Source organism: Streptomyces sp. NPDC107521 (assembly GCF_055598485.1).
The window spans coordinates 115,778-135,973 of record NZ_JBVKAT010000011.1 but is presented as its reverse complement, the minus strand read 5'-3'; the positions used below and the strand labels follow the sequence as shown (position 1 = coordinate 135,973).

14 protein-coding genes and 2 pseudogenes are annotated in these 20,196 nt (G+C 77.0%); 11 read left to right on the top strand and 5 right to left on the bottom strand.

Annotation, left to right across the window (positions count from 1 at the left end; all coding sequences use genetic code 11):
• Positions 1–149 precede the first annotated feature (149 nt).
• The 6 genes from ACZ7LB_RS18440 to ACZ7LB_RS18415 all read left to right on the top strand — a co-directional run bounded on the left by ACZ7LB_RS18440 (position 150) and on the right by ACZ7LB_RS18415 (position 6,978).
• A complete protein-coding gene (locus ACZ7LB_RS18440) occupies positions 150–665 on the top strand; it encodes a GntR family transcriptional regulator (protein ID WP_471469384.1) in 516 nt (171 codons plus the stop codon).
• Positions 662–1,585 carry an ATP-binding cassette domain-containing protein gene (locus ACZ7LB_RS18435; protein WP_471469383.1) on the top strand — a complete coding sequence of 308 codons (924 nt, stop codon included), beginning with the start codon at positions 662–664 and terminating at the stop codon, positions 1,583–1,585. Before ACZ7LB_RS18440 ends, ACZ7LB_RS18435 begins: the two co-directional genes overlap by 4 nt.
• Positions 1,582–2,538, top strand: coding sequence for a transporter (locus tag ACZ7LB_RS18430; protein ID WP_471469382.1), 957 nt, complete (start codon positions 1,582–1,584; stop codon positions 2,536–2,538). The genes ACZ7LB_RS18435 and ACZ7LB_RS18430 overlap by 4 nt, the downstream gene beginning before the upstream one ends.
• Positions 2,539–2,608: 70 nt before the next feature.
• Positions 2,609–3,409 carry a class I SAM-dependent DNA methyltransferase gene (locus ACZ7LB_RS18425; protein WP_471469381.1) on the top strand — a complete coding sequence of 267 codons (801 nt, stop codon included), beginning with the start codon at positions 2,609–2,611 and terminating at the stop codon, positions 3,407–3,409.
• 347 nt (positions 3,410–3,756) lie between these two features.
• On the top strand, positions 3,757–5,421 hold the full coding sequence (locus tag ACZ7LB_RS18420) for an alkaline phosphatase D family protein (protein ID WP_471469380.1): 1,665 nt from the start codon (positions 3,757–3,759) through the stop codon (positions 5,419–5,421).
• Between the two features lie 219 nt (positions 5,422–5,640).
• A complete protein-coding gene (locus ACZ7LB_RS18415) occupies positions 5,641–6,978 on the top strand; it encodes a S1 family peptidase (protein WP_471469378.1) in 1,338 nt (445 codons plus the stop codon).
• A gap of 123 nt (positions 6,979–7,101) precedes the next feature.
• Here the strand turns inward: ACZ7LB_RS18415 and ACZ7LB_RS18410 are convergent, their stop codons facing one another.
• Positions 7,102–7,740 (bottom strand): class I SAM-dependent methyltransferase, encoded by a 639-nt coding sequence (locus tag ACZ7LB_RS18410; RefSeq protein WP_471469377.1) that lies wholly within the window; start codon positions 7,738–7,740, stop codon positions 7,102–7,104.
• A gap of 587 nt (positions 7,741–8,327) precedes the next feature.
• A complete protein-coding gene (locus ACZ7LB_RS18405; RefSeq protein WP_471469376.1) occupies positions 8,328–9,326 on the bottom strand; it encodes a mechanosensitive ion channel family protein in 999 nt (332 codons plus the stop codon).
• A gap of 661 nt (positions 9,327–9,987) precedes the next feature.
• On the opposite strand from ACZ7LB_RS18405, the gene ACZ7LB_RS18400 reads away from it, so the two are divergent.
• Entirely contained in the window at positions 9,988–10,398 is a 411-nt protein-coding gene (locus tag ACZ7LB_RS18400; RefSeq protein ID WP_471469374.1) for a TIGR03618 family F420-dependent PPOX class oxidoreductase, read from the top strand.
• Here ACZ7LB_RS18400 and ACZ7LB_RS18395 read toward each other — a convergent pair.
• Both ACZ7LB_RS18395 and ACZ7LB_RS18390 read right to left on the bottom strand, forming a co-directional pair.
• Positions 10,368–12,527: an MMPL family transporter gene (locus tag ACZ7LB_RS18395; RefSeq protein ID WP_471469373.1), complete on the bottom strand. Its 2,160-nt coding sequence runs from the start codon at positions 12,525–12,527 to the stop codon at positions 10,368–10,370. The two genes, ACZ7LB_RS18400 and ACZ7LB_RS18395, sit on opposite strands and share 31 nt — an antisense overlap.
• 178 nt (positions 12,528–12,705) lie before the next feature.
• Positions 12,706–13,191, bottom strand: a pseudogene (locus ACZ7LB_RS18390) (MarR family winged helix-turn-helix transcriptional regulator); the annotation flags it as partial.
• Positions 13,192–13,327: 136 nt separating this feature from the next.
• On the opposite strand from ACZ7LB_RS18390, the gene ACZ7LB_RS18385 reads away from it, so the two are divergent.
• Together ACZ7LB_RS18385 and ACZ7LB_RS18380 are read left to right on the top strand one after the other, a co-directional pair.
• A complete protein-coding gene (locus tag ACZ7LB_RS18385) occupies positions 13,328–15,088 on the top strand; it encodes an SDR family oxidoreductase (RefSeq protein WP_471469372.1) in 1,761 nt (586 codons plus the stop codon).
• 75 nt (positions 15,089–15,163) lie between these two features.
• Positions 15,164–16,540, top strand: coding sequence for a cryptochrome/photolyase family protein (locus ACZ7LB_RS18380; RefSeq protein ID WP_471469370.1), 1,377 nt, complete (start codon positions 15,164–15,166; stop codon positions 16,538–16,540).
• Positions 16,541–16,822: 282 nt separating this feature from the next.
• Here the strand turns inward: ACZ7LB_RS18380 and ACZ7LB_RS18375 are convergent.
• Positions 16,823–17,251, bottom strand: a pseudogene (locus ACZ7LB_RS18375) (hypothetical protein); the annotation flags it as partial.
• 144 nt (positions 17,252–17,395) lie between these two features.
• Between ACZ7LB_RS18375 and ACZ7LB_RS18370 the strand changes: the two are divergent.
• Both ACZ7LB_RS18370 and ACZ7LB_RS18365 read left to right on the top strand, forming a co-directional pair.
• Complete coding sequence (locus ACZ7LB_RS18370) at positions 17,396–18,208, top strand: thioesterase family protein (protein WP_471469368.1); 813 nt, start codon at positions 17,396–17,398, stop codon at positions 18,206–18,208.
• A gap of 304 nt (positions 18,209–18,512) precedes the next feature.
• Positions 18,513–20,006, top strand: coding sequence for a pyridoxal phosphate-dependent decarboxylase family protein (locus tag ACZ7LB_RS18365; protein ID WP_471469366.1), 1,494 nt, complete (start codon positions 18,513–18,515; stop codon positions 20,004–20,006).
• Positions 20,007–20,196: the final 190 nt, after the last annotated feature.

Below are 20,196 nucleotides of genomic sequence, written 5' to 3'. Positions count from 1 at the left end.
CCGGCGGCGGCTCCCCGGGCGGCGGCCGTTCGCGCGACGGGTCCCCGGGCACGGCGAATCGACGGCGCGGCCCCGGCGGTCCGGGCCCCGCCGTCGTTTGACAGGCGAAGATCAGTTCCTCATGCTTGTACTAATGAATTAATGAAAGCATGGAAGGTGACGTGGTCGAGTACCGGATCGATCGGCGGAGCGGCGTACCGGCCTATGTGCAGATCGTGCGGCAGACGGAACAGGCGCTGCGCATGGGTGTCCTCCAGGTCGGGGACAAGCTGCCGACGGCCAAGGAGGTCGTCGCCGCCACCGCCATCAACCCCAACACCGTGTTCCGCGCCTACCGCGATCTGGAGCAGGCCGGCCTGGTCCGCTCCCGGCGCGGGCTCGGCACCTTCGTGACGCGGTCGCTGGCCCGGCCCGGCGCGGAGGACGACTCCCCGCTGCGGGCGGAACTGGCGCGGTGGATCGGCAGGGCCCGGGAGACCGGCCTGGACCGGGACGACGTGCTCGCCCTGGTCACCGCGGCCCTGGACGAGCACGAACGGTCGGGGGACGCGCCGCACCGGCCGGGGGAACACCACGGCACACAGGAACGAGACGAACGGCACCAGCGAGATGAGCGACACGAGCACGACCCGGGCCGCCCGGCGCGGCGCGAGGAGGACATATGACCGGGCCTGACGAGCCCGCCGCGCTGCGCGCCGGGGACCTGCGGTTCCGGTACCGGCCGCGCGGCGACTGGGCCCTGCGGGACTGCGCCCTCACGGTGCCCCGCGGCCGTGTCGCCGCCCTGGTCGGCCGCAACGGCGCGGGCAAGAGCACCCTGCTGCACCTGGCCGGGGGCCTGCTGCGCCCCACCGGCGGGGAGATACGGTCGCTGGGCCTCGTCCCGGACACCGCGGACGCCCGCGCCCGGGTCGCCCTGCTGACCCAGGAGAAGCCCCTGTACCCCCGCCTCACCGTGGCCGGGACGCTGCGCATGGGCGCCCGGCTGAACCCCTCGTGGGACTCCGCCACCGCCGAGCGGGTGGCGTACGAGGGCGGCATCCCGCCGACGGCCCGCGTGGGCGAGCTGTCGCCGGGCCGGCGCACCCGGGTGGCGCTCGCCCTGGCCCTCGGCAAGCGGCCCGAACTGCTGCTGCTGGACGAGCCGCTCGCGGACCTCGACCCGGTGGTGCGCGGCGAGATCATGGCGACGCTGATGACCGAGGCGGCCGAGCGCGAGATGAGCATCGTGCTCTCCTCCCACGTCCTGCCCGACCTGGAGCAGACCTGCGACTGGGTGCTGCTGCTGCGGGACGGCCGGATCGAGCTCAGCGAGGACGCCGACGCGCTCCGCGACGCCCACGCCCTGGTCACCGGGCACATCGACGACGAGCCCGCGCTCGCGGGCCACACCGTCGTGCACCGGAGCACCCACGGCCGGCAGCTCACCGCGCTGGTGCGGACCCGCGGTCCGCTCCGGGGCCGGCTGCGGGTGGAGCGGCCCGGCCTGGAGGACATCCTCCTGGCCCGCCTGCGGGCTGACACCCCTGCGACCGACCGCACCCCGGGCACCACCGGCGCGCGGGACCCGAAGGAGGCGGCGTGAAGGGCTCGTTGTGGCTGGCCTGGCGCCAGCAGCGGGTACTGGTGCTGTGCGCCGTCGCCGTCCTGGCGGCCGCCGCGCTGCTCGCCGCCCACCACCGCTCCACGATGCTGGACGACCTGAGCAGCGGCCTCTACGACCACTGCGCCCCGGGTCCGCTGCACTGCACCCGCCCGGAGGACGGGCTGCCGCTGACCCTGGACGTGGCGCCGCTGAGGCTGCTCGGGGCGCTCGTCACGGTCCTGCCCGTACTCATCGGCATGTTCTGGGGCGCGCCGCTGCTGGGCCGCGACCGCGAACTGGGCACCCACCGGATGGTGCTGGCCCAGGGCGTGAGCCGGTGGCAGTGGTTCATCGCCCGGTTCGCGCTCGCCGCGGTGGGCACCGCGGTCCTCTCGGGCGGTCTCGTCCTGCTGTTCCGCTGGTGGCGGGAGCCCGCCGCTGACCGCAGCTACGGCGTGTTCTGGTACGAGGCCACGGCCCTGACCGGCTCCGGACCGGCCGCCGTCGCCGCCGCCCTGTTCGGCCTGGCGGCGGGCACCCTCGCCGGTCTGCTGGCCCGCCGGGTGCTGTCCGCGATGGCGTGGACGCTGCTGGCCACCGCCGTGACCGCGGTGCTGGTGCAGTGGAGCCACCGGGCCCGTCTCCTGGTCCCGCCCCGGCGCTACGTCAGCCAGGGCTGGGCGCCCAAGCCGCCGATGGGCGAGAAGTGGTCCACCGGCGACTACGGTCTGCTCACCGCCTCCGGACGCGCCGACTCCGTACTGAGCTGCGCCTTCCCCTCCGGCCGGGAACTGCGCGCGTGCATGACCGAGCACGGGTACACCGCCCGCTTCTACCGGGCCAACCCCCCGGGCGACTACTGGGCCTTCCAGTGGACCGACACGGTGCTCCTCGGCGGGCTCGCCCTCCTCCTCGTCGCGGCCTCGGCGCTGCTGCTGCGCCGCCGCCTCTGACACCCGCGCGACCCCGCGCCCACCGCCCCGCCATCCCCTCTCCCCACCCCGTCACGGAGGTCGATCCGTCATGCCCGAGGACGCCAAGTCCCCCGCCAAACTGCGCAGCAACCGCGCCGCGCTCACCCACAAGGTCGGCTACGCGCTGCGCCATCCCGAGCGGGTCGGGCCCTATGTGCGCCGGGCCGGCCGGGACGCCTGGCTGCGGCTCAAGCACCCCGACCACGTCGGCTACTACCGGGCCGTCATGGCCTCCGACACCCGCCGCAACCCCGAGGCGGCCGTCGGCAGCCGCACCCACGACCGCTGGCTGGCGCTCGGCCGGATGCAGTTCGACTACCTGGTGGAGCACGGACTGCGCCCCGGGCACCGGATGCTCGACATCGGCTGCGGCAATCTGCGCGGCGGCTGGCGGTTCATCGACCACCTCGACGCCGGGCACTACTACGGCATCGACATCTCCCCCGACATCCTGATCGCCGCCAAGGCGACGCTCGCGGAGCGCGGACTGCAGGCCAAGCTGCCCCACCTGACCATCACCGGCGACCTCACGCTGGACTTCCTGCCCGACGGCCACTTCGACGTCATCCACGCGCACAGCGTGTTCTCCCACTCGCCGCTGGGCGTCATCGACGAGTGCCTGGCGCACGTCGGCCGCGTCCTCACCCCCACCGGGTTCTTCGACTTCACCTTCGACCGCACCGAGGGCACCGAACACCAGGTGCTCCGCGAGGACTTCTACTACCGCACCGAGACCCTCCTCGCCCTCGCCGAGCGGCACGGACTGCACGCGCGGTTCATGGAGGACTGGGAGAGCCGCCCGCACGGCCAGTCGAAGATCCGGGTCGGCCGCGCGCCGCTGCCCGGATAGGGGGGCGCGCGGTGGTGGTCCCGGCCCGCGGCGCGGCGCGCGCCGGGACCGCCGCCGGACCCGGGACCGGGCGGCCGGGTGCGGGCGGAGCCGGTGACGGAGGTACGCCTCCCGTGTGATCGGCCCGCAAGTCCTGCCTGTTTCGCGGGGATTGCCTGCTAAGCATGCGGAGTCCGCGTCACACGGACCGGCACCGCCGAGCAGGGCGGCCACGGGGTGTGGACGGCGTACACCGGCGCGCGCGGCCCCCAGCACCCGTGCCGGCGTGCGTGGGACGACCGCACCGGGCCGCAGGGCCCCGTGCCGCTCGCCCCCGGCCTCCCTCCGCCCGCACGAGAGGACACCAGATGGCGCCCACGGGCCGTCACCGCGCACCGGCCGAACACGCCTCCTCCCCGCACGACGCCGTACTCGCCGCCGCCGCCCGGCATCCGGGGCGCCGGCGCTTCCTGACGGTCGCCGCGGCCACCGCCGCGCTGGCCTTCTCCACCAACCTTCCGGCCCGGGGCGCGTCGGCCCCCCGGCGGCTGGACGCCAACCGGATCGACCGGGACCCGTTCACCCTCGGGGTGGCCTCCGGCGACCCGATGCCGGACTCGGCGCTGCTGTGGACCCGGCTGGCGCCGGAGCCGTTCGAGGCGGACGGGGGCCTCGGGCAGCGACGGGTGACGGTGGAGTGGGAGGTGGCGCTCGACGAGCGGTTCGCCCGTGTCGTGTTCCGGGGCAGCGCCCAGGCCCTGCCCGAGTACGCGCACAGCCTCCACGTCGAGGTGGCGGGCCTGGCACCGGGCACCGTCTACCACTACCGCTTCCGCACCGGCGGCTGGCTGAGCCCGGCCGGCCGCACCCGCACCGCGCCCGCGCCGGGCTCCGCCGCCCCCTCGCTGAGGCTCGCGGCCGTCTCCTGCCAGGCGTACCAGGACGGCTACTACACCGCGCTGCGGCACGTCGCGGAGGACGACGTGGACGTGGTCCTCCATCTCGGCGACTACCTCTACGAGTACGCGGTGAACGCCGTGGGCGGGGAGCGCCGCTACACCGGGACCGCCCTGCCCGACGTCTTCGACCGCGAGACGGTGACGCTCGCCGACTACCGGCTGCGCTACGCGCTCTACAAGAGCGACCCCGACCTCCGGGCCGCCCACGCCGCCCACCCGTTCGCGGTCACCTGGGACGACCACGAGGTGGAGAACAACTACGCCGCCGACCGGCCCGAGAACGCGGTCCCGCCCGCCGAGTTCCTGGTCCGGCGGGCCGCCGCCTACCGCGCCTGCTGGGAGAACCAGCCGCTGCGCGCCGCCCAGTTGCCGCAGGGCCCGGACGCCCGCGTCTACCGGCGGCTGCACTGGGGCTCGCTCGCCCAGTTCGACCTGCTGGACACCCGCCAGTACCGCTCCGACCAGGCCTACGACGACCGGCCGCACGCCCCGGGACCCGATGCGGACGACCCGGCCCGCACCATCACGGGCGCCGCGCAGGAGCGCTGGCTGCTCGACGGCTGGCGCGGTTCCACCGCGCTGTGGAACCTGATGCCCCAGCAGGTCTGCTTCTCGCGGCGCCGGTTCGCCGAGGGGACCGACGCCCCGCTCTCCATGGACGCCTGGGACGGCTACCGCGCCTCGCGGGACCGGGTGGTCGCCGGGGCCCGGTCGGCCGGGATCGCCAACTGGCTGATCCTGACGGGCGATGTGCACGTGGGCTACGCCTTCGACGTCAAGGAGGACTTCGACGACCCCGGCTCGCGGACCGTGGGCACCGAGGTCACCTGCACCTCCGTCGCCAGCGGCCGGGACGGGGCGGAGCGCCCGGCCAACTGGGACACGTACATGCGGGCCAACCCGCACCTGCGCTTCTACGACGGCCGCCGCGGCTACCTCCGGGCCGAACTGGACCGGAAGACGGCGCGCCTGGACTTCCGCACCGTGTCCGCGATCAGCACGCCCGGCGCCCCGGTCACCACCGCCGCGTCCTTCGTCACCGAGGCGGGGCGGCCGGGACTGAACCCCCTGTGAGACCGCCCGCGGCGGCCGGGGCGCGGCGGACCGCGCCGGGCGTACTGCACTTGGCACCCCCGGCGTCCCCCATCGCGCGAAAGGGACGCGTCCGGGGCATTCCCGGCCGCCCCGGCGGCAAGGACTGTGGCTCCGCCACCGGCACCCGCCGGTGCCCCCGGCCCGTGCCGGGGGCACCGGCCCCACCGGTCCGCACCGCCCCCGAAGGAGGCACCCCGCATGGTCGGCAGACCTGGACCGGGCCCCCGCCGCGCCGCCCTGGCCGCGCTCGGCGCCCTGCTCGTGACCGCGCTCCCCCCGGCCGCCTCGGCCGCGTCACCGCACGAGCCGGGCACCCCCTCCGGTGTGTCCCGGACCCCGGGCGCCGACCGGCCGCCGCCCGGGATGCCGGCGGCCCTGGAACGCGATCTGGGGCTGACGCCGGACCGGGCGACGGCCCGGCTGGCCAACGAGGCGGAGGCCGGTGTCCGCGCGGGCCGTCTGCGGGAGGCGCTGGGCGAACGCTTCGGCGGGGCCTGGCTCAGCGGCGCCACCTCGGCCGAGCTGACCGTCGCCACCACCGACGCGGCGGACACGGCCGCGATCGAGGCCGAGGGCGCCCGCGCGCGGATCGTGCGGCAGGGGCTCGGTCCGCTGCGGGCGGTCCGGGCGAGGCTGGACGCCGCCGCCCTCCGCCTGGACACCGCGCGGACCCCGGTGTGGTCCGTGGACGTGCGGACCAACCGGGTCGTGGTGCGCGCCGCCGACCCGGCCGCCGCCGCGTCCTTCGCCGAGGCCGCCGGGGTGGACCCGGCGGAGCTGGGCGTCGAACTGTCCGCGGAGCGGCCCCGGCTGCTGGAGGACCTCGTCGGCGGCGACCCGTACGTCATCGACGGCCGGGCCCGCTGCTCCGTCGGCTTCTCCGTCACCCGGGGGAGCGAGCCGGGCTTCGCCACCGCCGGCCACTGCGGCACCCCGGGCGCGAGCACCACCGGGTACGACGGCACCGCCCAGGGCACCTTCCGGGCGTCCGTCTTCCCGGGCGCGGACATGGCGTGGGTGGGGGTGGACGCCGGCTGGACCGCCACACCCGGGGTGCGGGACGGGAGCGGCGGCACGGTGGAGGTCACCGGCTCGGCGGAGGCGCTGGTCGGCGCCTCCGTCTGCCGCTCGGGCTCCACCACCGGCTGGCACTGCGGCACCGTCGAGCACCAGGACGTGAGCGTCCGCTACGCCGAGGGCACCGTGAACGGGCTGACCGGGACGACGGTGTGCGCCGAACCCGGCGACTCCGGCGGCCCGTTCGTCTCCGGCACCCAGGCGCAGGGCACCACCTCGGGCGGGTCGGGCGACTGCGTCCGGGGCGGGACCACGTACTTCCAGCCGGTCAACCCGCTGCTCGACGCCTTCGGGCTCACGCTGACGACCGCCGGGACGGGGACGGCCGGGGACACGGGGACCGCCGGGGACACCACGGTTACGGGCACGGCTCCGGCCGCCGGGCCGCGGGGCCCCGGGGCGGTCGCCGGGCGACGGGGCGCTCCGCGGGAGGACGCCTCACGGGAGGGCCGGGACTGACCGGGCGCCCCGGTGCCGGCCGGGTCCGGCGAGGCGGCGCGCCCGGCACCGGGGCGCGGCGACGGACGGTACCGGGGCGCGGAGTGGGCGGCACCGGGCCCGGGGGCGGCACCGGGTGCGGGCTCACGCCCTGCGCAGGCGCCACACGTGGTCGTCGCGGTGGCCCGGGACGCCGTCCGGCGAGGCGCTGGGGCGGCGGACGGTCTCCCCGGTCTCGACGGTCCATCCGTCCCCGGGGAGGCCGAGTTCCGCGAGCACCTCGTCCAGGGCGGGGAAGACCGCGTCGAACGGCGGCTCGGTCTGCCAGGACGGCCAGGCCGCGTGCATCACCAGGAGCAGAGTGCCCCCCGGGGCGACCGCGCGCGCCGCGCGGCGCAGCACGGCGCGCCGGTCCAGCTCCACCGGGGACTGGAGGTACTGGGCGCTCACCAGGTCGAAGACCCCCTCGGGGAAGGTGCGGCCCAGTTCGTGCCGCTCCCAGCCGGTCCGGTCGCCGACCCCGGCGTCGGCGGCGTGTCCGGCGGCGCGCCGGAGGGCCGTGGCGGAGATGTCCGCGCCGGTGACGCGCCAGCCCTCACGGGCCAGCCAGACGGCGTCCGCGCCCTCGCCGCATCCCAGGTCCAGCGCGGTGCCCGGGGCGAGGCCCGCCACCTCGCGGACCAGGAGTTCGTTCGGACGGCCGCTCCAGACGCGGTCGGCGCCCCGGTAGCGGGACTCCCAGAACTCCTCGGCGGGGGCGGTGGCGGGGGTGTCGGCGGTCATCAGTGCCTCCGGGGCGGGTCGACTGCTCGGCCGGGCGCGGGCGCGGTGCGGCCCGGCCACGCGTCCAGGCTGCACCCCGCCGGGCCCCGGCGGCGAACGCCTTTGCCGAACCGGCAAACCACCGGCGGACCGCCGCCGCGCGCGTGCCGCCGGGAGGTCCCGGCCGCGCCCCGGCGGCACCGTCACGGCCGCCCGGACCCCGTCACGGCGGCGGGGCGACCCGGCCGCCCGTCGCGAGGACCCCCGCCCGCGGGCGGACGAGCGCCATGAGCCGGCGTCCCGCAGGGCCGACGCCGAGGAGCACGCGCGCCGGCTCCCGCCGCACGGGAGGTGCCACGCGGACCACGGCCTCGTGCCGGTCCGGGTGGACCCCGGTGCCGTACTGCCGCTCCCGGCGCCCCGCTGCCCGGGCCACGCGGCGTTCCCCGCCGTCTCCCGCCGCCGGGCCGGGGCGGAGGGCACCGCGTGAGCGGTCCGGGCGGACGCCTCGGGCGGTCGCGCCGGTCCGACACCTCCGGGCCCGGCCCTGTGCCCGGAGGGGCCGCCGTTGCGCCGGCCTCCCGGTGCTGTCGTCCGTCCTCCCGAGGTCAGCGCCGGGTGCCCCCGGCGTCCGGCTCCGGGGATTCCCCGCGCACCCAGACGTTGCGCGCGAACGGGATCTCGATGTCCGCCGCGTCCAGGGCCTCCTTGACCCTGCGGCGCAACTCGCGGGTGACGCCCCACTGCTGGAGCGGCACCGTCCGCACCGCCACGCGCACCACGACGCCCTCCGCGTCGAGGGACTGGACGCCCCAGACCGCGACGTCCTCCAGGAGCAGGTCCTCGTAGTCGGGGTCCTCCCGCAGGGTCCGGCCCGCCTCCTCCAGCACCCGGTAGACGGTGTCCAGGTCGGCCTCGTAGCCGACCGTGACGTCCAGGACGGCGCGCGCCCACTCCTGGCTGTCGTTGCGGACCCGCATGATCTCGCCGTTGCGGATGTGCCAGAGGCCGCCGTTGAGGTCGCGCACATGGGTCAGCCGCAGGCCCACGTGCTCGACCTCGCCCACCGCCTCGCCCAGGTCGACGGAGTCGCCGACGCCGTACTGGTCCTCGATCATGATGAGCAGTCCGGAGAGGTAGTCGGCCACCAGGCTCTGCGCGCCGAAGCCGATGGCCAGGCCGACCACCCCGGCGCTGGCCAGCAGCGGGCCGAGGGCGATGCCCACCTGGTCGAGGACCATGGCCACGCCGAGCATGAACAGCACGATGGTCATGGCGCTGCTGAGCACCGAGCCGATGGTGCGGGCCCGCTGCTCGCGCCGCTGCCTCGCCCGGCCCCGGTCGCGGTGCAGGACGGTGGCGCCCCGGCCGGGGCGGCGGACGCGGACGCGCTCCGGTTCCGCGCCGCCGGGCTCCAGGACCCGCTGGACGACGCGGGTGATGGCCCGCTTGGCCACCGCGCGCACGGCCAGCAGGACGACGACGATGAGCGCGATGCGCAGGGGTATCCCGATCAGCGCCGCGGTGTGTTCGCCGATCCAGTCCGACCACGGGACCGCGAGGTACGGACCCGCGGCGGGGCCGCCGGAAGCGGGGGTGTGCGTCATCTGCTCCAGTACTCCGTTTCTCGGGACGGTCCGGGGCGTCCCGGGCGCGTCGCGGACGCGGCCGGAGGCCCCGGGGCCGGGACGGGCCCGGCCGTCGGGGCCACCTACCCAAGCAGGGCCGGAACATGACCTCGCGACGGCCCCACCCGCGCTCCGGGAACGTGCGGCTTCGCCCCCGTTCGACCGGACCGCGCGCCGTCCTCACGCCGTGCCGGCCCATGCCGGGCGCGTCCGGGGGCACCCGTGGGGGCATCACCGACAGGAGGGAGGGGGCGGCGGCGTGGTCATCGTTGCCGTTCTGCTGCTGCCCGGCCTCGGGCTGCCGCTGTGCGCCATGACGTCCTGGAGGACCGGATGTTCGGCGGCGCGGGCCCGGCCCGCCACGCCCGGCACCGACCGCTGCGGCTGCTCCCCGGGGGCGGCGACTCCCGCCGCGCCGCGCGCGCCGGGCGGGAGCGGGGGACGCGCCGCGAGGCCGCCCGACCCCGGTTCCGGCGCCTCCCCGCGGCCCCTCGCGGTTCTCCGCCCCGCCGCCCGTCCGTCCCGGTGGACCGCTCCGGGACCCCGCCCGCACCCGGTGCCGTCCCCACGGCGCAGACTTGCGGTGCGCCGGGCCCCACCGGACGGGCCCGCGCCGCACCCCGAGGAGAGGCGAGCACCGATGAGCACCGACGAGCACGACGGCCCCGACGACGCCTTCGTCCGCTTCTGGCAGGAGCGCCGTGTGTGCCTGCTGGCGACCCCGCGCGCCGACGGCAGCCCCCATCTGGTGCCGGTCGGGGTGACGTACGACCACGCCACCCGCACCGCCCGGGTGATCACCAGCGGGGACAGCGCCAAGGTGCGCCATCTGGCGCGCGCCGAGCGGCCCCTGGTCGCCGTGAGCCAGGTGGACGGGCGGCGCTGGTCCACGCTGGAGGGCACGGCTGCCGTGCGGGACGACCCGGAGGCGGTCCGCGAAGCCGAGGCCCGGTACGAGGCCCGCTACCGGCGGCCCCGGGTCAATCCGGCCCGGGTGGTCATCGAGATCGGTGTGCGGCGCTACCTGGGCACCGTCCGCCCCTCGGACTGAGCCGCCTTGCCGTCCGCCGCCCGGCGGCCGGGGGCGCCCGGCCACCAGGCGACCGCGCCGATGTCCCGGGCCAGGGCCGGGACCAGCAGCGAGCGCACCACCAGGGTGTCCAGCAGGACGCCGAAGGCGACGATGAAGGCGATCTGGACCATGAAGGCCAGCGGGATCACCCCGAGCGCGGCGAAGGTGGCGGCCAGCACCACACCGGCCGAGGTGATCACACCGCCGGTGGCGGTCAGCCCGCGCCGGATGCCCTCCCGCACCCCGTGGCGCAGCGCCTCCTGCCGCACCCGGGACATCAGGAAGATGTTGTAGTCCACGCCGAGGGCGACCAGGAACACGAACCCGTACAGCGGGACGGCGGCCTCGGTCCCGCTGAAGCCGAGGACGTGCCGGAAGACCAGGGCCGAGACGCCGAGGGTGGCGAGGAAGTTCAGCGCCACCGTCGCCACGAGGAGCACCGGCATCAGCAGCGAGCGCAGCAGCAGGACCAGGATGACGAGGATGATGGCGAGGACCACCGGCACGATGACCGTCCGGTCCTGCTCGGCGGTCCGCTGGGTGTCGTACTGCTGGGCGGTGTAGCCGCCGACGAGCGCGTCGGCGCCGGGCACGGCGTGGACGGCGGTCCTCAGCCGCGCGACGGCGTCCTTGGCGGCGTCGCTGTCGGCGGGGGCGTCGAGCGTGGCGTCGACGCGGACCCGGCCGTCGACGGTCTTCGGGGGGCCGTCGCCGGGACGCCCGGAGGCGGTGACCGCCTCCGCCGAGGCGACCCCGCGGGTGCCCCGGGCGGCGGCGAGGACGGCGTCCAGCCGGTCGGCGTCGGCGATCACGACGGCCGGGTTGCCGGAGCCGCCGGGGAAGTGCCGGGCCAGGGTCCGCTGGGCGGACACCGACGGGGTGTCGTTGACGAAGATCTCGTCCAGCGGAACGCCCTTGGAGGTCAGTGCCGGGGCGAAGGCGGCGCAGGCGACCAGGGCGGCCAGGGACACCGCCCAGATGCGGCGCGGCGCGCGGTCCACCAGGTCCGCGATCCGGTGCCACACGGGGTGCGCGGCGCCGCCGTCGCCGTCCGCCGCGCCGCCACCGGCGCCGTCCGCCCGGGTGGTGCGGGTGGGCCGCGCGGGCCAGTACGCGGCCCGGCCCAGCAGGACCAGGGCGGCCGGGAGGAAGGTGAGCGCGCTCAGCACCGAGCAGACGATGCCCACGGCGCCGACGGGCCCGAGCGCCCTGTTGTTCGTCAGATCGCTGAGCAGCAGCGCCAGCAGGCCCAGGGCGACCGTGGCGGAACTGGCGACGATGGCGCCCCAGGACTCGCGCAGCGCCGCCCGCACGGCCCGGAAGCGGTCCTCGTGCCGGGCGAGTTCCTCGCGGTAGCGGGCGGTGAGCAGCAGGGCGTAGTCGGTGGCGGCGCCGATGACCAGGATGGAGAGGATGCCCTGCACCTGGCCGTCGACGCGGACGAGGTCGCGCCGGGCCAGCGCGTAGACGACGGCGCAGGCCAGTCCGAGGGCGAAGACCGCGCCGAGGATGATGACCAGGGGGAGCAGGAGGCTGCGGTAGACGAGCAGCAGGATGACCAGCACCGTGAGCAGCGCGACGCCGAGGAGCAGTCCGTCGATGCCCGCGAAGGCGTCGGAGAGGTCGGCCTGGGTCGCCGCGGGCCCGGCGAGTTGGGCGTCGGTCCCGGGCACCCGGTCGGCGGCGTCCTCGATCCGCTGGAGCACGTCGGGCAGCCCGTCGCCGAGGTCGGGGCGGATCTGGACGACGGCCTGGAGCGCCTCGCCGTCGCGCGAGGGCAGCGCGGGAGAGACGGCGCCGACCGTGCCGGGCGTCCCCTCGAGTCCCGCGACGGCGCGGGTGGCCGCCTCCCGGGCCGCGCCGACCGGGCCACCGCCGTCGGCGGTCCAGACGACGATGACGGGCAGGGTCTCCCCCGTCCGGAACGCCTTCTGCTCCTCGACGACCCGGGTGGACTCGGCGCTGCGGGGCAGGAAGGAGACCCGGTCGTTGGTGGCGACCTCGCCCAGCTTCCCGGCGTAGGGGCCGAGGGCGCCGCCGATGCCGATCCAGGCCAGGAGCAGCACGACGGGGACGAGCCAGCGGGCTCGCCGGTGGGTGACGGTCATCGTCGGGGCTCCAGGTCTCGGGGGCCGTGCGGGGTGGCTCGATCCTAGACAATCTCGATCATCGAGCTACTTCGGCCCCCGGTCCCCCGGCGGCCCGGGGCCTTCCGGGCGGTCGGGGCGCCCCGTGGGTCCGCGGCGGGTCCCGGTCCTCCGGCGGGTCCGGCGGGGTGCCGGGCAGCAGCCGCAGCTCCTCGTTCAGGGCCGTCAGGAAGCGGGCCACGGCCGCGATCTCGTCCTCGTCGAAGCGGGACCGCGCCGCCGCGGCGGCCTGGGCCAGGGGCATGAAGTACGTGCGGGCCGCCGCCCGCGCGTCGGGCACGTAGCGCAGGTGGACGACCCTGCGGTCGGTGCTCTCCCGCACCCGGCGCACGTGCCCGGCGCGTTCCAGCCGGTCCACGCACGCCGTCACCGCGCCGGAGGTCAGCCCGAGGTGCTCGCGCAGCCCCTTGGGCGTCATGGGCTCCCGGGCGTCCAGGATCGCCGCGAGGGCCTGGACGTCGGTGGCGTGCAGCCCGTGAGCGGCGGCGAAGCCGTGCACGAGGCGGTTGATGCCGCCGTTCAGCAGCCGCAGCTGTGCGGCGAGGACCTGGAGGCCGTCCGCCTCGGGCGCCGTTCCGCTCGGCCGTTCACGCGGGCGCTGTGCGCCCCGGTTCCCTGTCACCACGCGATCAGCGTATAGAGACGGACCGTACCGGGCCCCACCGCGTCCGGGACGGCCCGTACGGGGAAGGGGTGACCCGACGGCCCCGCCGGGGCCGCCCGGACCCGGACCACCACCCGGCCGAGGAGAGACGGAGACCATGAGCGACGGACAGGGACCCAGCAGCGGCGGCGGAACCGGCGGTACCGGCGGGGGTGGACCGGACGGCGGCCCCCCGGGGGCGGGAGGCGGCTGCGCGGGCGGCGCGGGTGCGTCGGGCGGCGGGGGCGGGGGCGCGGGAGGCGGCGGTGGACGGGCCGCGGAGGGCGGGGGCGGCGGCGCGGGCGGCGGCACCGCCGGGGCGTCCGGCGGGGCCGCGGGCCCGGGCCGGGACGGCGGCGGGGACGGGGTCCTCTGCCTGGTCACCGGAGCCACCGGGTACATCGGCGGCCGGCTGGTGCCGGAGCTGCTGGACGCCGGGCACCGGGTGCGCTGCCTGGCCCGTTCGCCCGGGAAACTGCGCGACCACCCGTGGGCCGACCGGGTCGAGGTGGTGCGGGGCGACGTCCTGGACCCCGCCTCGGTCGCCCGCGCCCTGGAGGGCGTCGAGGTGGCCTACTACCTGGTGCACGCGCTCGGCAGCGGCCGGGACTTCGAGGAGACCGACCGGCGGGCCGCGCGGATCTTCGCCGAGGGGGCCGAGGCGGCGGGCGTGCGGCGGATCGTCTACCTGGGCGGGCTGACCCCGGCGGACGTGCCCGAGCGGGAGCTGTCGCCGCATCTGCGGTCCCGTGCGGAGGTGGGCCGCATCCTGCTGGCGGGCGGGGTCCCGGCGACGGTGCTGAGAGCCGCGGTCATCATCGGGTCCGGTTCCGCCTCCTTCGAAATGTTGCGCCATCTCACCGAGCGGCTGCCGGTGATGGTGACCCCGAGCTGGGTCCTCACCCGCATCCAGCCGGTCGCCGTCCGGGACGTGCTGCGGGCCCTGGTCGGCAGCGCGGGGATGCCGGACACGGTCGACCGGACCTTCGACGTCGGCGGCCCCGACGTCCTGACCTACCGGGACATGATGACGCGCTACGCCGCGGTCGCCGGACTGCCCCGGCGGCTGATCCTGCCGGTGCCGATGCTGACACCCGGTCTGTCGAGCCACTGGGTGGGCCTGGTGACCCCCGTCCCGGCGTCCATCGCCCGCCCGCTCACCGAGTCGCTGCGGTACGAGGTGGTGTGCCACGAGAACGACATCGCCCGCCTCGTACCGCCGCCGCCCGGCTACCCGCTGGGCTTCGACGAGGCGCTCCGGCTGGCCCTGCGCCGGGTGCGCGAGGCCAGGGTGACCACCCGCTGGTCGTCGGCGTCGGTGCCCGGCGCGCCCAGCGATCCGCTGCCCACCGACCCGGACTGGGCGGGCGGCAGCCTCTACACCGACCACCGCACGCTCACCGTCGACGCGCCGCCCGAGGCGCTGTGGCGGGTCGTCGAGGGCATCGGCGGCGACAACGGCTGGTACTCCTTCCCGCCGGCCTGGGCGGTGCGGGGGTGGCTGGACCGGCTGGTCGGCGGGGTCGGCCTGCGGCGCGGCCGACGGGACGCCGCGCGGCTGCGGGCCGGGGACTCGCTGGACTTCTGGCGGGTGGAGGAGATCGTTCCCGGCCGTCTGCTGCGGCTGCGTGCCGAGATGCGGCTGCCGGGACCGGCCTGGCTGGAGATGTACGTGGAGACCGACGGGGAGGGCCGCACGCGGTACCGTCAGCGGGCCCTGTTCCATCCGCGCGGGCTGGCGGGACACCTGTACTGGTGGAGCGTGTGGCCCTTCCACGCCGTGGTCTTCGGCGGCATGGCCCGCAACATCGCCCGCGCCGCCGCCCGCGAGGCCGATGCCCCGTCCCCCGTCGCGTCCGGACCCGCCGGGCACCGCTGACCGGGTGGGCCGGGCCGCCGCCGTACGTCCGCCGTCCGGCGGGCCCCTTTCCGTCCCCGCCCGCGAGGAGCGTCCATGACCGTGTCGGTCGTCCTGTTCACCCGTGATCTGCGGCTGCACGACCATCCGCCGCTGCGCGCCGCCCTGTCCGGGGCGCGCGGCGTGGTGCCGCTGTTCGTGCGCGACCGGGCCGTCGACGCCGCCGGGTTCGCCGCACCGAACCGGCTGGCCCACCTCGCCGACTGCCTGCGCGACCTGGACGCCGGGCTGCGCGGACGCGGCGGCGCGCTGGTCCACCGGGTGGGCGACACCGTGGCGGAGGTGTGCGCGGTCGCCGACGAGACCGGTGCCGACGAGGTGCACATGGCGGCCGACGTCAGCGCCCACGCGCAGCGCCGCGAGGAGCGGCTGCGGTCCGCCCTGGCTGCGACTGGCCGCCGGCTGCACGTCCACGACGCGGTGACCACGGTGCTGGCCCCGGGCACCGTCACCCCCGCCGCCTCCGACCACTACGCCGTCTTCACCCCGTACTTCCGGCGCTGGTCGCGGGAGCGGGTGCGGGACGTGCTGGCCGCGCCGCGCGCGGTCCCCGTCCCGGAGGGCGTCCGCTCGGCCCCGCTGCCCTCCCGGGACGAGCTGACCGGGCTCTCCCCGGGGCTGCCGCAGGGCGGCGAGACCCCGGCCCGGGCCCGGCTGGCGGCCTGGCTGCGGAGCGGTCTGGAGCGGTACGACGACCGGCACGACGATCTGCCCGGCGACGCGACCTCCCGGCTCTCGCCCGACCTGCACCTCGGCGCCCTCTCCCCCGTCGAGGTGGTCCACCGGGCGCGCCGGGCGGGCGGCGCGGGGGCGGAGGCGTTCGTCCGGCAGATGGCCTGGCGGGACTTCCACCACCAGGTGCTCGCCGCGCGGCCGCACACCGCCCGGGACGACTACCGCACCCGGCACGACCGCTGGCGCGAGGGGCCCGGGGCGCGCCGGGACGTCGAGGCGTGGAAGCGGGGTCGCACCGGCTACCCGGTGGTGGACGCGGCGATGCGGCAACTGCGCCACGAGGGGTGGATGCACAACCGGGCGCGGCTGCTGGCCGCGTCGTTCCTGACCAAGACGCTCTACGTGGACTGGCGGGTGGGGGCGCGGCACTTCCTGGAGCTGCTGGTCGACGGGGACGTGGCCGACAACCAGCTCAACTGGCAGTGGGTGGCGGGCACGGGCACCGACACCCGGCCCAACCGGGTCCTCAACCCCACCGCCCAGGCACGGCGGTTCGACCCGGACGGGGCGTACGTGCGCCGCTGGGTGCCCGAACTGGCCGGGCTCGCCGCGCCGTTCGTGCACGAGCCGTGGAAGCTGCGGGGGGAGGAGCGGGCCGCGTACGACGCCTACCCGGATCCGGTGGTGGACCTCGCGGAGGGCCTGGCCCGCTTCAAGCACGCCCGGGGGCGGGACTGACCGGGCGGTGAGCCCGGCGGCTCAGTCGCCGGGCCCGGCGGACGGACGCTCCCCGGGGCCGCCCGGGGCGCCAGGGACGCCAGGGATGCCAGGGACGCCAGGCGATCCTGGGGCGCCTCGGGTGCCCGGACCGGCCGGGGCGTCCGAGGCGTCCTGGGTGTCCGGGACATCCGAAATGTTCGGAGTGTCCGCCGCGCCGGGACCGGGTGGTCCATCGGGGGCGTCGCGGATGCCGGGGGCATCGCGGGTGCCGCGGCGGCCCGGATCGTCGGGGGCGTCGGAGGTGTCGCGGGCGTCGGGGCGGGCGGTGTGGTCGGGGTGGCCCCGGGTGCGGCGGGCCTCCTTCATCTCCGCCTCGTGCAGATGGTCCCGTCCGTCCGCGAGGGCCTCCACCGCCGCGCGCTCCAGGTCCTTGAAGATCCGGTAGTAGGTGCGGTCGTAGGACTCGACGAGCTGGAAGGTCCAGTGCCCGGGGACGACGTTGCGGCCGAGGATCTCCGTCTCGACGCGGTCGGCCCACTCCCCGTGCCCGGCCTCCCGCAGCAGCCGCACCGCGCGGTCCAGCTCCAGATCGGCCGTTCCGGTGAGCTGGTGGAATCCGAAGAGGTGGCCGCGGGCCCGCTCGGTCGTCTCCAGCGCCTTGGAGAGCGAGCCGAGCGCCGCCACGGTCTCGTCGCTGACGCCCCCGGGGCGCCGGTACGGGTCGTCCATCGGTGCCGGTCCCTTCCGTGATCGTCCTTCGGGGCCGCCGCGGCGGTGCGCGGCGGCGGACCTATCCTGGGCGGCGTGTCCGGACGGCGCACGGCGGCGGCGCCCGGTTCCCCCGCCCGTGTCCTCGTTCCCTGGAGACGCCCGTTGAACGCCAGCACCCCCCGTCCGGACGGCTACTACGAACGCGTCGACGCGTACCGGTACAAGCCCACCGCGCACGCGAGCGGCGCGTGGAGCGCGGACGAGCAGCACTTCAGCCCGCTCGGCGGACTGACCGTCCACGCCATCGAGCGCCATCTCGCCGGACGGGACGGGGGCGGTGCCGGGGACGGCCTGCTGCTGAGCCGGATCGGCTTCGACATCCTGGGGCGCCCGGCCCTCGACGAGACCGAGATACGGGTGGAGACGCTGCGCCCGGGGCGCACCATCGAACTGCTCGAGGCCACCGTGCTGATCGCGGGCCGCCCGGTGGTGCGGGCGCGGGCCTGGCGGCTGGCCGCCCTGGACACCGCCGCCGTCGCGGGCGGCGGGGACGCCGCGCTGCCCGCCCCCGGGACGCTCGCGCCCTGGGCGATGGACGAGACCTGGCCGGGCGGGTACATCGCCTCGCTGGACGTGCGGCCGGTGGCGCCGCCGCGGCCGGGCCGGACCACGGCCTGGATCTCCACGGGGCTCGCCCTGGTCGCCGGAGAGGCCTCCGGACCGCTGGCCTCCTATCTGGCGCTGGTCGACACGGCCAACGGCATCGCGGTGCGCCGCCCGCCCACGGAGTGGATGTTCCCCAACGTCGACCTGACCGTCCACCTGCACCGGCAGCCCCGGGGCGGCTGGACGGGCCTGGACACCACCGTGGTCTTCGGCCCCACCGGCCAGGGCATCACCAGCACGGTCCTGCACGACGTCGACGGTCCGGTCGGGCACGCCCAGCAGATGCTCACCGTACGGCCGCTGGGCTGAGCCGGACGCCCGGGCGGGACCCCGCCGGGCGGGCGCGGTGGTGCGCGCGCGGCACGCGGGCGCGGTGGTCCGCGCGACGGGGCCGGACCCCGGGAGCGTGGGCCACGGATGCCGGGGGGCTGTTGTGGGGTGCCCGGATGCCCCGCCCCGGTACCCGGAGCTGTGCGACACCTGGGCCGGGTACCGAGGAGCCGGGGGGACGTGGGGACGAAGGGCCGAAGGGCCGGGCCGCCCTCTTGCCGCGCGGACGGCCGTTGATCCATGCTCGTCCCTCCCGCCTCACCCCCCGGGAAGGGACCCCCGCATGCCGCTCGATCCCGCCGGTTCCGGTTCCGCGTCCCCCGGTCCGCTGCCGCCGGGGCGGGCCGCCGACGCCCTGCTGGCCGAGCTGCGCGCCCTGCGCGAGGGCGACGCGCCGACCCGGGGCGGCCGTACCTTCGCCTATGTGTACGACGCCGGGCTGCCGGGGCTGGACGGCCTGGCGGCGGAGGCGTACGCCGTCCACGCGAGCGTCAACGGGCTGGACCCGACGGTCTTCCCGAGCGTGGCCCGGCTGGAGAACGACGTGGTGGGCGCGGTGGTGGCGGTGCTGGGCACGCCCGGCGCCCAGGGCACCTTCACCAGCGGCGGCACGGAGTCCGTCCTGCTGGCCGTGAAGACGGCCCGGGACCACGCCCGCGCCGAGCGGGGTGTCGACCGGCCCGAGCTGGTGCTGCCCTCGACGGCGCACCCGGCGTTCCACAAGGCGGCGCACTACCTGGGCGTGGACCCGGTGGTGGTGCCGGTCGACCCGGTGACGTTCCGGGCGGACCCGGACGCGGTGGCGGCGGCGCTCACCCCGCGGACCGTCCTGGTGGCGGCCTCGGCCCCGTCGTACGCGCACGGGGTGATGGACCCGGTGGCCGGCATCGCGGCGGTGGCGGCGGAGCACGGGGTGCTGTGCCACGTGGACGCCTGCATCGGCGGCTGGTACCTGCCGTTCCTGCGGCGCACCGGCCGCCCGGTCGAGCCGTTCGACCTGTCGGTGCCGGGGGTGACGTCGCTCTCGGTGGACCTGCACAAGTACGGCTACGCGGACAAGGGCGCCTCCGTGGTGCTGTACCGGGACGCGGAGCTGCGCCGCCACCAGTACTTCGCGCACGCCGGGTGGCCGGGCTATCCGGTGGTCAACCCCACCGCGCAGGGCACCCGGTCCGCCGGGCTGCTGGCGCAGGCGTGGGCGGTGCTGCGGCACCTCGGCGGCGACGGGTACACGGCGCTGGCGGAGCGGGTCGCGACCGCCGCCGAGCGGCTGGTGCCGGGGCTGCGCGGCACGGAGGGCGTCGAGGTGCTGGGCGAACCGGCCGGGAGTCTGGTGGCGTTCACCGTGACGGGGGCGGACGGCGCCCCGGACCTCGGCCTGGTGCTGCACACGGCGGACGGGATGCGGGAGCGCGGCTGGTACCTCCAGCCGCAGCTCTCCTTCGCGGGGATGCCACCGAACCTGCATCTGACGCTCACCCCGGCCACCGGCGACCGGGTGGACGCGCTGCTGGCCGACCTCCGCGCCTCGCTGGCGGCGGCCCGCGCGGCGGGCCCGGTCGCGGTCGATCCGGCGGTGGCCGGGGCGGCGGCGGGCCTGGACCCGGACCGGCTCGGCCCCGAGGAGGCGGCCGCGGTGCTGGCCCTCGCGGGGATCGCGCCCGGGGCGCCGCTGCCGACGCGGACAGCACCGGTGCTGGCGCTGCTTGACGCGCTGCCGGACCGACTCAAGGAGCGGCTGATGACCGAGTTCGTGGGCTCCCTCTTCCGGGTCTGACCCGACACCCGGCCCGTGCCGCCCTCCGGCCCGGCGGGGCGCGCGGCCCCCGTCCCCTCCAGGCCCGTCCCCTCCAGGCCCGCCGCCGTGCCCCGGTCCACCGCGGCCGCCCGGCCCGGCTCGGCCCCCGGTGTGCCGCCGGGGACGCGGGCCGGAGGCGGCACGGGCGCGCGGGAACACGGACGGGCGA